Origin of the sequence: Streptomyces flavotricini (genome assembly GCF_020639365.1) — a bacterium.
Classification (GTDB): Bacteria; Actinomycetota; Actinomycetes; order Streptomycetales; family Streptomycetaceae; genus Streptomyces; species Streptomyces flavotricini.
Genome location: NZ_JAINUL010000001.1, coordinates 591721 through 605243, shown reverse-complemented (window position 1 = coordinate 605243; position 13523 = coordinate 591721). Strand labels below are relative to the sequence as shown.

Sequence of the window (13523 nt, the reverse complement as noted above, 5' to 3'; positions counted from 1 at the left end):
TGGGGTATGGCCAGGATCGTTCTCGTGTCGGGAAGTCTGCGCCGGCACTCGGTGAACAGCGCTGCTCTCGCCACCATCCGGGGCATTCTCGACCGGTACGACGGTGAATTCCACATCACGGAGATCAGGGTCGCCGACCTTCCCCACTACGACGAGGATCTGGACGTGGGTCCCGGCCCGGCAGCGGTGAGTGCCGCACGCGAGCTGCTCATCGCATCCGATGCCGCGATCATCAGTACACCGTCCTACAACGGCGCCATGACAGGGACGTTGAAGAATGCCCTCGACTGGCTCTCCCGGCCGTGGAAGGCGAGTTCGCTCTCCGGAAAACCCGTCGCGCTCCTCACCGCTTCCCCGGGGAGGTACGGCGGCGCCGATGCGCAGCCCGACACGCGCAGGGTCCTCGAAAGGTGCGGCGCCGTACTGATCGACCATGCGCGGGTGGCCATCGGCAATGCCGAATTCCTGGTCGGCCGTGACGGGACCATCACCGAACCCTCGGTGGTGGCGGAGCTCCAAGGCCTCGTCGAGGCCACCGTCGCCGCGGTACGGGGCCGCCACCGGCTCCCCGTCGCCGCCTAGAGCCGCCGGGCCCCCTCGTGCACACCCACAGACTTGCCCGTCGAGGCAGCGGTCTCGAGCCGGGCACGGCAATGACCCGCCACCGGAAGGAGGTGATTGCGTGAAGAAGATCGTCCGCCGTGTCGTCCGTCACGACATCTGATTCTCCGGTTCCGCCCCTCGCATTGCGGAGGAGGTGAATTCCATGAAGAAGAACGTCGTCCGTCGTGTCATCAACAGCAGGATCTGAGCCCTTCCGGTTCGGGCCGATTGCTTCCGCCGGTGTCATAGCGAAGGTGGTGGTTGCTGTGAAGAAGGTCGTCCGCCGCGTGTCCCGCAACAAGATCTGAGACGTGTCTTCCGGGACAGTCGGATCATTCCCGGCATCGCGCAGCGGGGGAGGTGACTTTCATGACCAAGGGCATCGTCCGTCGTGTCACCCGTAACGAGATCTGAGCCCTCCGGGGCCGGACCTCCCGGGATTCCTGTCCCGATATCCCACCCGCAGGAGGAGGTGATTGCATGAAGAAGATCGTCCGCCGTGTCGTCCGTCACGACATCTGATGCGGAATCCGCATCTCAGCTGAGGGGGTCCACCCCCTCGGGCACCTGTCTCCCGGGGAAAGCGAACCGCTTTCCCCGGGGGCTGTCCCATTGAACCGATTCAACCAACAGGGGGTATTTCCATGGCGAACCTGGAGCGCCTGACCCGTATCGTGAACAGTCCCGGCCGGGGCCTCCTGGGCGCTGACGCCCGTGGGGGTCTGCACTGGCTCGACCGCGATCTCAACGTCCTGAGTTCGTCCAATTCCTCCGCCCCGTCGCAGGACCCCGCCGGTGACCCGATCTATGCGGTCACCTTCGTCGACGACTGGATCGTCACGCGCGACAAGACGGGCACGATCTCCCGCTGGCACGCCGACACCCTGCGGCTCTCCGACCGCCTCGACGCCGCCGCGACCGCCGACGCCTCGCTGCTCCTCGAGGGTGAGCAGCCCGCCCCCACCATGCTCCGTGGCATCGGCGTCTGGGACGGCAAGCTCTACACGAACAACGGGTACTTCCAGGTGGTCGTCATCGACCTGGAGACCTTCACCGTCGAGCGGATCACCGAGTGGCCGCACGGCTACGACATGCTCGAATGGTTCTGCACCGACGCCCCCGGAGTGCACGCCGTCTCCGACCGCTCCGGCCGCATCCACCTCGGCTCGCTGCCGGAGCTCTCCTTCCCGACGGTCGTCCAGGTCGACACGTCCAACGTCCACCGGGTCGTCTACGACGCCCGGCACAACCGCCTCTGGGCCCTCGGCGACGCGGGCATCGACGAGACCCACAACATCGCCAACGGCGTGATCACGGTGGGTCTCGACGGCACCGTCGGCGAACGCTTCGACTACGCGCGCAACGACGTCGAAGGCCTCGTCTTCTCGCCCGACTTCACCTCCGTCTACACCGGCGGCTTCGACGGCGAGCTGCTGATCTTCGACAACACCGACCCCGAGCTGCGCGTGGCCAAGCGGGTGGGCGGCTTCAGCCACCAGATCATCGACATCACGGTCGACGAGTACGGCGACGTCTACACCCTCACCCAGGACGGCGAGGTCACCGCTCTGACGGCGGACGGCACCGTACGCGCCCGGCTCGGCTACGGTCGCCAGTGCGTCTGGGACCTCCAGCCCGTCCCGGGCGACGACGGCGCCCTGTTGGCCGCGACCGACGACGGCACCGCCCTGCTGCGCCTGGTCGAGCAGCTCCCGGGCCACCCGGCGCTCGTCCTGGCCGGACAGGAGTTCTCGGGCCTCGGCTTCACCCGCCGCCTCGTCACCCTCGACGACGGCTGGGCGGGAGTCTTCTGGCCGGGGACCGTACGCCGCGTCTCCGGCGCGGGCCACGTGGTGTGGGAGCGGCAGATGCCCGCCGTCTCGCACACGCTCAGCCGGTCCCCCGACGGCAGCCGACTGCTCGTCGCCTGCAACGCCGGCGCGATCGAACTCGACGCGGCGACCGGGGAGGAGCTGTCCCGGATCGACGACCTGCCCGCCAGCGCCTGGGCGAGCGCCTACCTGGAGGACGGCAGCCGGCTCATCGCCACCCGCAACGGGGTGATGGCCGCCTACTCCGCCGAGGGGGAGGCCACGTGGACCACCGAACTCGGCGGCTACCCCAAGCGCCTCCTGGTCGAGGGCAACCGGGTACACGCCACCGGTGGCGGCGGCATCAAGGAGTTCGAGGTCGGCGAGCCCAAGCTCGGCCAGCGCTTCACCGAACTGCTCGACAACACCTGCGAGAACTCCGTCGTGGCCGACGGCGTCCTCGTCGCGATCACGTACGGCCTCCAGGTCGCGGCGTACGACCACGAAACCGGTGAACTGCTCGGGCTCCACGAGGACCTGCCCGACTTCCCCAAGGGCATCGCCCTGCTGCGCGGCCAGGGCGGCGCCACGTACGTCGTCATCGGCGGCCGCGGCGGATACCTCCGGCTCTACCGCCTCGACCGCGAACGCAAGGACAGCGTCCTGACCGCCGTGCGCGACCTGTGGCTGCCCACCTCCACCGGCGACTACCCGAACGCCGGCACACGATGAGCGCTCCCGCGGCCACCACGCCCAAGGCCGGCCCCGCCCCCGGTTCGGACGCGGTGGTCGAACCCTCGCCCTTCCAGAACCCGCGGTTCAGGGTGTTCGCTGCGGGAAACGCGATCAACAACATCGGCGAGGCGATGTACGCGACGGCCCTGCCGTTGCTCGCCTACCGGCTGACCGGCTCGCTCGCCATCATGACTCTGCTGGCCGCCGCGGTCCCCGTCGGCATGCTCCTCGCACCCTCCCTGGGCTGGGTGGCCGACCGCTGGGGGCCGCGGGCCCTGGTCGTACCCGGTCTGCTGCTGCAGGCCGCCGCCGCCCTGGTCATGAACCTCGTCCTGCACGCGGGCAGGCCCACCCCGGCCTCGCTCTTCGTCTGCGCGCTGCTCGTCGCGATCGGCGGAGCCGCGTACCGGACGGGCTGGATGACCGGAGTGCCGGGGATGTTCCCCGACTGCCCGGTGCGCGCGCGAGGGACGCTGAACAGCCTCTTCTTCGCCGCCACCCTCATCGGCCCCGTGGTCTTCTCCCTCTGTCTGCCCTTCCTGGGCTACGAGGGTCTGCTGTGGCTCAACCTGGCCACCTTCTTCGCGCCGATCGCGGTCTGGGCGATGGGGGTGCACCCGCCCCGCGTCCAGCCGGGCGGGCCCGGCACGGGCCGCAACTGGAAGCTCTCCGAGGGGTGGAACGCGATCGTCGTGGACCGCCGTGTCCGCGACATGCTCATCGTGCAGGTGGTGCTCGCCGTCACCTGCGGTGCGGGCTTCGAAGCCCTGGTCGTCTACTCGCTCGGCCACACCTGGCACCTCTCCGACCGCTCCGTGAGCGCCGTCATCACCGTGATGAACGCGTGCATGCTCGCCGGCAACCTGCTCGTCGCCCAGCGCAAGCGGATCCGCCCGTGGATCTCCCTGACGCTGGGCATGACGGCCTGCGGCCTGTCGCTGCTGCTGCTGGCCCTGCCGTGGTGGCCGGTGTTCCTCGCGGCGGTCGCGCTCGGCGCGCTCGGCGAAGGCGCCGTCCTGAGCACCGTCGTGATGATGCGGGTCAAGTACCTGCCCGGGCCGGTGCTGGGGCGCGCCTCGGGGCTGATGTGGCTCATCACCGGCGGCGCCGCGCTGCTCTCGCCCGCCGTCACCCCGGCACTGACCGAGGCCGTCGGAGCACGGGGGACGTTCCTCGTGCTCGGCCTGGGCGCGTGCTCCGCCCTCTGGTACCTGAGGCGCGGCCGCAAAGACTGGGTCCGGCCGTCCGCGCCGGTCACCTCCGAATCGAACGTCTAGGAGGAATCACCATGCACGAAGTTGCCGAAACATCTCACAGGACGTCCCACCTCGGGACCCTCCGGACCCGTGCCGCGGTGCGCTCCGAGGTGCGCGTCCCGCTGAGCTTCGGGCCCGGCCCCCAGCTCGACGCGCGGGTCATGACCTTCGACGGCCTGGCCGACGGCAAGGAGCACCTGGCCCTCGAACTCGGTGTCCGCCCGGCCGACGGCGTCCCCCTGGTCCGCCTCCACTCGGAGTGCCTGACCGGCGACGTCTTCGGATCCGCCCGGTGCGACTGCGGTCCGCAGCTGCACGAGGCCCTGCGGATGATCGACGGTGTCGGGGGCGTGCTGCTCTACCTGCGGCAGGAGGGACGCGGCATCGGCCTGTACAACAAGCTCGACGCGTACCGGCTCCAGGACGACGGCCTGGACACGTACGAGGCCAACCGCGCCCTGGGCCTCGGCGACGACCTGCGGGATTACACGGCCGCGGCGCAGATGCTGCGGACGCTCGGGATCACCGAGGTCGATCTGCTCACGAACAACCCCGACAAGTCAGGCCAGTTGACCCGGCACGGCATCGCCGTGCGGAGCACCGTGCGGACCGGGGTGTTCGCCAACCCCCACAACATCTCGTACCTCACGGCCAAGGCCGACAAGACGCTGCACACCATCAGCCTCAAGGAGATGATCGCGTGATCAAGCACCAGGGACCGATCAGCGGGGTCGCCACCTTCGGTGACCGCTACGTGGCCACCGCCGGCTACGACAACCAGGTCATCCTCTGGGACGCCGCCGGGCACACGCCCCTGGCCCGCGGCGTGCACGACCATCTGGTCAACCAGGTGGCCTTCAGTCCGGACGGCTCGCTGCTCGTCACCTCCTCCAGCGACTACAGCGCACGCCTGTGGTCGGTCCCCGACCTGCGGCTGCGCGCGGTCCTGGGGGACCAGAAGGACGACGTGGAGATGTCCGTCTTCCACCCCGAGCAGGAGCTGGTCGCCACCGCCTCCCGCGACCACACGGTCCGCGTGTACGACTTCTCCGGCGCCGTGCTCCGGCGCTTCGAGGGCCACACCGCCGACGTGATCTCCGTCGAGTGGCTGCCCGCCACCGGCGAGCTGATCTCCTCCAGCGACGACGGGACGATCAAGCGCTGGTCGCTCGCCACCGGTGAGATGACCGCCGACATCGACCTCGACGGTGTCGAGACGGACACCATCGCGATCACGCGCGGCGGCGTCGTGTTCGCCGGGAACGACGACGGCGCCATCATCCGCATCGAGAACGGCGAGACCGAGTACTTCCCGGCCCACGACGCCGGCATCAAGCGCCTCGTCCTCAACTCCGCGACCGGCGCCCTCGTCAGCCTCAGCTACGACCGCTCCCTGCGGGTCTGGGACACGGCCGAGGGGCTGCGCCCGCTGCACACCGCCGAGTTCCCCGCGGAGATCTGGGCCCGGTCCTGCGCGTTCCTCGACGACCACACGCTCGCCTTCGCCACCTTCGGCTCCACGTACGCGACGTACGACACCGCGTCCGCGACCTGGAACCTGGACCTGGTGGAGGGCACGCGGTGCGTGAACGCCGTCACCACCCTGCCGGACGGGCGCACCTACACCGTCGGGGACGCGGGCGTCGTCCGCGTCGACGGTGTCGAGGGGGGACGTCCGGACAGCCTGTGCAACTTCCTGGTCCCCGTGGGCGGCCGGGTGCTCACCGGCGGCCAGCTGGGCCGGGTCTTCGACGCCGACACCGGCGAGACGCTCCACCAGCACCGCTCCCCGCTGAACTGCGCGGCCGCCTTCGAGCGCGACGGCGTACCGCACGTCGTCGTCGGCGCCTACACCGGTGAGGGCCTCGTCTTCGCCGTACGGGCGGACGGGGTGGTCGAGCACGTGGCGACGCTCCCGCTGCTCGCCAACGCCGTGAAGGGCCTGGCCGTGTCCGGCGACACGATCTTCGCGGTGTGCGCGGACGCCTCGGCCAGCTGGTTCAGCACGCGGACCCTTCAGGAGACCGCCCGCGTGGAGGAGGCGCACACCCGGATCGCCAACGGCTGCGCGCCGCTGCCCGGCGGCCGGTTCGCCAGCGTCAGCCGGGACCTGGTCCTGCGGCTGTGGGACGGCGACGGTGCGACGGCCGTGCCCACCCCGCACGACCACTCCGTCAAGTGCGTCGCGGCCTCCGCCGACGGCGCCCTGGTGGCCACCGGCTCGTACGGGGGCACGGTCGCCGTCTACGACACGCGCACCGGAGCCTGGCCGTACGTCGGCAAGCCGACCACCGCCGGCATCTCCAGCCTCCACTACGCGCCGGAGACGGACACCTTCCTCGCGGGCTCGTACGACGGCTCGGTGTACCCGGTCCCGGCGGCCCGGGAGGTGAACGGCGTCTGACGCCGCGACCTGCTCGGCGAGTGCCGTCGTGCCGCCGTGCCGCTCCACGGCGGCACGGCGGCACGGCGCGTCCGTGGTCTGCCGACACCGACCGTGCCGGGTGCCCCGGTGGGTGCCCACGTTACGTCGGGGTGACTGATGCCTGCCGCAGTGCCGTCGGCCTAGCGTCAGTGACGTCAACAAGCACCGGCACCAAGCACCGGACGACGAAAGCAGGCGTGTGCGCAAGCTCACCTGTGACGTCGGCACCACCCTCGACGGATTCATCGCGGGCCCCGACGGCCAGTTCGACTTCTTCCCCTTCGAGGGCGATCTCGCCGCCGCGCTGCTGGCGGAGTACCCCGAGACGGTCCCGGCCCACGGACGGGGCCCGTCGGGCCTCGACGGGGTCGCCAACAAGCGCTTCGACACGGTCCTGATGGGCCGCGCCACCTACGACCCCGGTCTCGCGGCCGGGGTCACCAGCCCCTACCCGCATCTGAAGCAGTACGTCTTCTCCCGCACCCTCGCCCCGCCCGACCCCGCCGTGGAAGTCGTCGCCACGGACCCGGTCGCGTTCGTCCGCGACCTCAAGCGGCAGGACGGGGAAGGCATCTGGCTCTGCGGCGGGGCGAACCTGGCCGGGCAGCTGCTGGACGAGATCGACGAGTTGGTCATCACGCGCTACCCGGTCGTCATCGGCTCCGGCATACCGCTCTTCGAGGCGCCGTTCCGCCCGGACCGCTTCAAGCTGACCGATTCCCGGGTCTTCAACACCGGCGCCGCCATCACCACCTACACCAAGGAGACGAGCATTCCGATACTGCTGCGCCCCACCACCGAGGCCGACCTCGAGCGCGTCACCGCCGTGACGGTCGACGAACCCGTCGGCTGGATCCCCGCCGACCGCTACCTGGAGGAACTCAAGGAGGGCATGTACCGCCCGGAGTGGACCTGGATCGCCGAGCAGGACGGCCGGGTGGTGGCCCGGGCCCTGTGGTGGGGCCAGGCGACCAGCGAGCACCCGGTCGCGCTGGACTGCCTCTACGTCGACCCCTCGGTCGCCGACCGCGCGGCGCTCGGGGCCGCTCTGATCGGCGCGGGCCTGCGGGCCTTCGCCGAGCAGGGCGCGGCCAAGCCCCCGCTGTACAACCTGAGCCTGCCGAACGGCTGGCGAGAGGACCCCGCGACGGCCGCGGCCGCCGACTGGCGGCGGGACGCGGCGCTGGCGGCCGGACTGACCGACGTGGTCGAGCGGCTGCGCCTGGAATGGACACCCGGGGCCGGGCTCCCCGCCTCCAGCGGACGGCTCGTCTTCACCGAGGGCACGGACGAGGAGTTCCTGGACGTCTTCCGGCGGATCGCGGTGGGCAGCCTGGACGGCGAGACCCGCCGGAACCTGGCGGTGATGGGACCGGAAGCCACCGCCCGCGAGGAGGTCGACTTCTACCTCGGCTGCCCGGGGGAGCGCTCGTGGTGGCGCATCGCCCGCACCCCCGACGGCCGGGTCGCCGGGCTGGCCCTGCCCTCGGCGACGCCGTACAGCCGCAACGTCGGCTACCTGGGCGTCGTCCCCGAGCTGCGCGGACGGGGATACGTCGACGACGTGCTCGCCGAGATCACCCGGGTGCAGGCGGAGGCGGGGGCGGAGCTGATCACCGCCACCACCGACACCGACAACGCGCCGATGGCCGCCGCGTTCGCCCGGGCCGGCTACCGGACCGCCCAGACCCGGCTGATCTGGTCGGCGCCGAGCCCCGCCTCATGAGGCCAACAGACCGGCGAGCTCGGTGCGCGAACTGACGCCCAGTTTCGGGAAGGCGCGGTAGAGGTGGTGCCCGACCGTGCGCGGGCTCAGGAACAACTGCGCGCCGATCTCCCGGTTGCTGGCACCGGCCGCCGCCAGCCGGACCACCTCGCGCTCCTGCGGACTCAGCGGGCCGATCGGCCCGTCCTCGCGAACCGTCAGCCCGGTTTCCCCGCCCGCGGCGCCGAGTTCCGTCCGGGCCCGGTCGGCCCAGGGCCGGGCACCCAGCCCTTCGAAGGCGTCGAGAGCGGCGCGCAACTGCTCCCGGGCGTCGATCTGGCGGCGCAGCCGGCGCAGCCACTCCCCGTACAGCAGCGCCGTACGGGCCCGGTCGTAGTCGCTGCCGCCCTCGTGCAGGGCCAGCGCCGCGACGAAGTGCTCCTCGGCCTCATCGTCCGGGCCGGTCAGCGCCAGGCAGCGGCGGGCCGACGCGGCGAGAGCGGGCCGTCCCAGCGCGCTCGCCCACTCGCCGAGCGCCCGGGCCGCGTCCGACGCCCGCTCCGGGCGGCCGGCCCGTACCGCGGCTTCGATCACGTCCGCCAGCATCGGCAGGCGGAGCAGCGGATGGGCCGCCTCCGTGCCGGCCGTCTCCAACCGCTCCAGGGCCGCCTCCGCCCGGCCCAGGCCGAGTTCGAGCACGCCCCGGGCCCACAGGGCGTCCGCCGTGCCCCGGCCCACCCCGCGCGGCCGGGTGTACTCCAGTGCTTCGCCGGTGAGCGTACGGACCCGCTCCTCCTCGCCCCGGACGGCGGCGGGCATCGCCAGAGCGGCCCGCAGGTGGGCGGCCCGGTGGGCCAGGTCGTAGTACTCGGCCAGCCGCAGTGCCTCGACGGCCTCTGCCGACGCCTCGTCATGGCGGCCCAGGGACAGCTCCGTCTGGACCAGCAGGTGCAGCGCGGTGGGCAGCCAGCCGCTGACGCCCTGGTCGCGGCAGTGCGCGACGACTGCGGCAGCGGCCTCCCGGGCCGCCGGGTGATCGCCCGTCAACTGCAGGTAGACACCGGTCATCAGGCGGTCCATCACACCCTCGGCCGGAGCGTCCGCGAGTGCGCGCAGCGCCTCCAGACCGCCGGGCACGTCACCGCCGAACAGCCCTGCCGGTACGGCCAGCACGGGCAGCGCGGGGGAGCGCAGCGAGATCTCCCCGATCAGCGCGGCGTCCCCGGCGGAGAACGCCGCGTGGACCGCATCGGTCAGCAGCGAGGCCGTCATGTCCGGTCGCTCGGCGCCCGTCAGGTCCGCGCTGTCGAGCAGGATCCGGGCCGCCGCCCGCGGGCTGCGGTAGCCCAGCTCGACCACGGCCCGGGCCCGCGCGAAGCTCGCAGCGACCCCCGGATCCTCCAGCGGCAGCGGCACCTGGTCGGCCAGCGCGCCGCACCGCTCGTCCTGCCCGGCATCCGCGGCCCGCTGGGCAGCCGCCACCAGCCGCCGCGCCCGCGACCGCGGATCGGCGGTGAGCCGGGCTGCACGCTCGTACGCGGCGGAGGCGGACGCCATCGCCTGCCGGCTGTCGGCCCACTCGGCGACGCGTTCCAGCTCCTCGGCGACCCTCTCGTCCGGCCCCGTCGACGCGGCGGCCAGGTGCCAGGCCCGCCGGTGCGCCTGGCCGGCTTCACCCAGCGCCTCGGCCAGCGCCCGGTGCGCGGCGATCCGCCGGGCCAGCGGGGCGCCCTGGTACGCGGCGTACCGCACCAGCGGGTGCCGAAAGCGCAGCGCCTCCCCGGAGAGCAGGACGAACCCGGCGCGCTCGGCCGGCTCCAGGTCCTCGACCGCCGAACCGAGCCGGCCCGCCGCACGCAGTACGACGGTCAGGTCCCCCGTGTCGTCCGCGGCGGCCACCAGCAGCACCACCTGGGCGGCCTCGGGAAGGCGCCGCAGCTGTTCCAGGAAGCCCTCCTGGAGCCGGACCGGCAGCCCGGCGGCCGCGTCGGGCAGCGCGGACGGGCCCAGCCGCCCGGCGCGTTGGGCCGGAGTGAGCGCGGCCGACAGCTCGATGAGGGCCAGCGGGTTGCCGCGGGCCTCCTCGATGACGCGGTCCGCGACGTACGGTGGCAGGTCCGGCACCAACTCGGCCGCGTCAGCCCGGTCCAGGCCCTCGACCAGCAGCCGGGGCAGCCCCTTCACGGCGGCACCGGGAGCTCCGTCGCGGACCGCGAAGAGCATCACCACGCCCTCCGCCCGCAGCCGGCGCGCGGCGAAGGCCAGCATGTCCACCGACGGCTGGTCGAGCCACTGCGCATCGTCGACCAGGCACAGCAGCGGCCCGTGGGCCGAGGCCTCCGACAGGAGGGTGAGGACCGCGAGCCCGACACTGAAGCGATCGCGCACGCCGTCACCGCTCAGGCCGAAGACGGCCCGCAACGCCGCCGCCTGGAGCTCGGGCAGCGTGTCGATGAGATCCATCACCGGGAGGAAGAGCTGGTGCAGCCCACCGAAGGCCATCTCCATCTCCGACTCGATGCCTTCGACACGCAACACCCGCGCATCGTGCGCCCGCGCGGCGGCATGATCGAGCAGGGCGGTCTTCCCGATCCCCGCCTCTCCGTGCACCAGCAGGACACCACTCGCCCCCTCGCGGGCGTCCGCGAGCAACCGCTCGATCCGCTCCCGCTCCGCGTACCGCCCCCGCACGACCTGCTCCCGCCTCCCGTGTACGACCGCCGCGCCCGGGCCCGTCGGGTCCGCGCGACAGCTCCCGGAGACTACCTCGGCGATCATCGCCCCACCTGCACCGGCATGCTCGGCCCTGCCGGACCGCCTCCGGGACGCAGCCGAGGCCGCCGTCCGGACCGCCTCCGAGGCCGCGCCGAAAGGTGACGTGTCCTGTCAGGTTTGGCGTGAACGATGGATGGCATGCACACACAGGACATGACCACCAAGAACCTCGGCCAGGACGCTGCGGAGCCTCCGCTCACCGGCCGGATCGCGCTCGTGGCCGGAGCCACCCGCGGCGCGGGACGCGCCCTCGCGGTCGAGCTCGGCCGGTCCGGGGCGACCGTCTACGTCACCGGTCGCACCACCCGGAACCGGGTCAGTGAGGTCGGCCGGACCAGCGAGACCATCGAGGGGACCGCGGAGCTGGTCACCGCGGCCGGTGGCGCGGGGATCGCGGTCCCCACGGACCACCTCGACGAGGACCAGGTACGCACCCTCGTCCAGCGGATCGACGGGGAACAGGGCCGGCTCGACATTCTCGTCAACGACCTGTGGGGCGGCGAGCACCTCCTGGCCGCCTCCGTGTTCGGGAAGAAGAGCTGGGAGACCCCGCTGGCCGACGGCCTGCGGATCCTCGAGCTCGGCGCCCGTTCCCATGTGATCACTGCGGCGCTGCTGCTGCCGCTCCTGATCCGGTCGGACGCGCCGCTGCACGTGGAGGTGACCGACGGCACCGCGCACTCCAACCGCCGCTACCGCGAGAACATGTACTACGACCTGGCCAAGAACGCCCCGATCCGCCTCGCGTTCGGGCTGGGCCGGGAGCTGGCGGAGTACGGGGGCGCGGCGGTCGCGGTCACGCCGGGATTCCTGCGCTCGGAACAGATGCTCACCCACTTCGGCGTCGCCGAGGAGAACTGGCGCGACGCGATCGCCCGGGAGCCCGCCTTCGCCATTGCCGAGTCCCCGCAGTACCTGGCCCGGACGGTCGCGGCGCTGGCCGCCGACCCGGACCGCGCCCGGCGGTGGAACGGCAGGTCCACCTCCAGCGGTGAACTCGCCGGGGTCTACGGGGTGACGGACACGGACGGCAGCAGGCCGAACGCCTGGGCGTACTTCGAGGACGTCGTCCACGGCGGGAAGGAAGGCTCACCCGAGGACTACCGGTGAGCCTCGGCGTCCTCGGCGTCCTCGGTATCTGCGGCGCCCTCGGGGCCTTCGGCGTCCGCAGGCTGCGGGTCGGCCCGGTAGAGGGCGGCCAGGGCTGCGGCGCGCTCGCGGAAGCGGGCGCGCAGGGAGGGCGGGGCCAGCACCTCCACGTCCGCGCCCAGCCGTGCCAGCTCGTCGAACGCGACCTCCTCGGACTCCGTGGGCAGTTCCAAGGTGGTCAGACCGTCGGCGTCCGGGGGCCTCGCGGAGGCCAGCGCCTCCTCGACGGCGGCCCCGTCCACGACGGCGGGCAGCCGGCGCAGCCCCGGTCCGGTCAGCCGGACCGTGACGGTGGTGCGCAGCAGCGCGCGGGCGAAGGCGGCCGAGCGGGCCTGCCAGTGCGCGGCCAGATCGAAGGCCGCATCGCGTGCGAACGGCTCCTGCGCGCCGGGAGCGGGGGCGAGGGCCGTGACGCGGTCGACCCGGTAGGTGCGCCAACCACCGTCACGCTCCTCCCGTGCGCCGGGGACGCGGGCCACGACGTACCAGGTGCCGGCCTTCAGGACGAGCCCGTACGGCTCCACCACGCGCGACACCGTGGAAGGCCCGGGGCCGTCCCGGCCGGGCCGCGCGTAGGACAGTTCGACGGTCCGGTCGCCCCACACCGCGCGGGCCAGCTCCGGCAGGAGCTCCGGCGTGGACGACTCCCGGAACCAGGCCGGGGCGTCGAGGTGGAAACGGCGGACCGACGACTCCGCGGCCTCGCGCACCGACGGGAGCAGGGTCGCGGTCAGCTTCAGCCGGGCGGTGTCCGCCGCGTCCGAGAACCCCAGATCCCGCAGGGCCGACGGCAGCCCCGACAGGAACAGGGTCTCCGCCTCGCCGGGATGCAGGGTGGTGAGCCGGGTCCGGTAGCCCGGAGCCAGGAAGTAGCCGCCCACCCGGCCGCGCTCCGACCGGACCGGGATGCCGGCCTCCTGCAGTGCCCGGGCGTCGCGGATCACGGTCCGCTCGGAGATCTCCAGCTCGCGGGCGAGGGCCGCGGCGGTCAGACCGGGGTTCGACTGGATGAGGAGGGCCATACGGATCAGGCGGGCGGCGCGCATCACCCCAGGATCGCCGAC

Annotated in this window: 9 protein-coding genes; 7 read left to right on the top strand and 2 right to left on the bottom strand. The window is 72.5% G+C overall.

Annotated elements, in window-relative coordinates:
- The first annotated feature begins 6 nt into the window (after window positions 1-6).
- The 6 genes from K7B10_RS03045 to K7B10_RS03020 all read left to right on the top strand — a co-directional run bounded on the left by K7B10_RS03045 (window position 7) and on the right by K7B10_RS03020 (window position 8556).
- A complete protein-coding gene (locus K7B10_RS03045; protein WP_229334397.1) occupies window positions 7-582 on the top strand; it encodes an NADPH-dependent FMN reductase in 576 nt (191 codons plus the stop codon).
- A 665-nt stretch (window positions 583-1247) separates the two neighbouring features.
- Window positions 1248-3146: an outer membrane protein assembly factor BamB family protein gene (locus K7B10_RS03040; protein ID WP_229334396.1), complete on the top strand. Its 1899-nt coding sequence runs from the start codon at window positions 1248-1250 to the stop codon at window positions 3144-3146.
- Window positions 3143-4426 (top strand): MFS transporter, encoded by a 1284-nt coding sequence (locus K7B10_RS03035; RefSeq protein WP_229334395.1) that lies wholly within the window; start codon window positions 3143-3145, stop codon window positions 4424-4426. Before K7B10_RS03040 ends, K7B10_RS03035 begins: the two co-directional genes overlap by 4 nt.
- Before the next feature lie 11 nt (window positions 4427-4437).
- A complete protein-coding gene (locus tag K7B10_RS03030) occupies window positions 4438-5109 on the top strand; it encodes a GTP cyclohydrolase II (RefSeq protein WP_229334394.1) in 672 nt (223 codons plus the stop codon).
- Window positions 5106-6809: a WD40 repeat domain-containing protein gene (locus K7B10_RS03025; RefSeq protein WP_229334393.1), complete on the top strand. Its 1704-nt coding sequence runs from the start codon at window positions 5106-5108 to the stop codon at window positions 6807-6809. The genes K7B10_RS03030 and K7B10_RS03025 overlap by 4 nt, the downstream gene beginning before the upstream one ends.
- Before the next feature lie 220 nt (window positions 6810-7029).
- Window positions 7030-8556: a dihydrofolate reductase family protein gene (locus K7B10_RS03020; protein ID WP_229334392.1), complete on the top strand. Its 1527-nt coding sequence runs from the start codon at window positions 7030-7032 to the stop codon at window positions 8554-8556.
- On the opposite strand, the gene K7B10_RS03015 is transcribed toward K7B10_RS03020, so the two are convergent.
- On the bottom strand, window positions 8551-11313 hold the full coding sequence (locus K7B10_RS03015) for an ATP-binding protein (protein WP_229334391.1): 2763 nt from the start codon (window positions 11311-11313) through the stop codon (window positions 8551-8553). The genes K7B10_RS03020 and K7B10_RS03015 overlap by 6 nt on opposite strands.
- A gap of 135 nt (window positions 11314-11448) precedes the next feature.
- On the opposite strand from K7B10_RS03015, the gene K7B10_RS03010 reads away from it, so the two are divergent.
- Entirely contained in the window at window positions 11449-12420 is a 972-nt protein-coding gene (locus tag K7B10_RS03010) for an SDR family oxidoreductase (protein WP_229334390.1), read from the top strand.
- Here the strand turns inward: K7B10_RS03010 and K7B10_RS03005 are convergent.
- A complete protein-coding gene (locus K7B10_RS03005; protein ID WP_229334389.1) occupies window positions 12411-13505 on the bottom strand; it encodes a helix-turn-helix transcriptional regulator in 1095 nt (364 codons plus the stop codon). The genes K7B10_RS03010 and K7B10_RS03005 overlap by 10 nt on opposite strands.
- Between the last annotated feature and the right edge of the window lie 18 nt (window positions 13506-13523).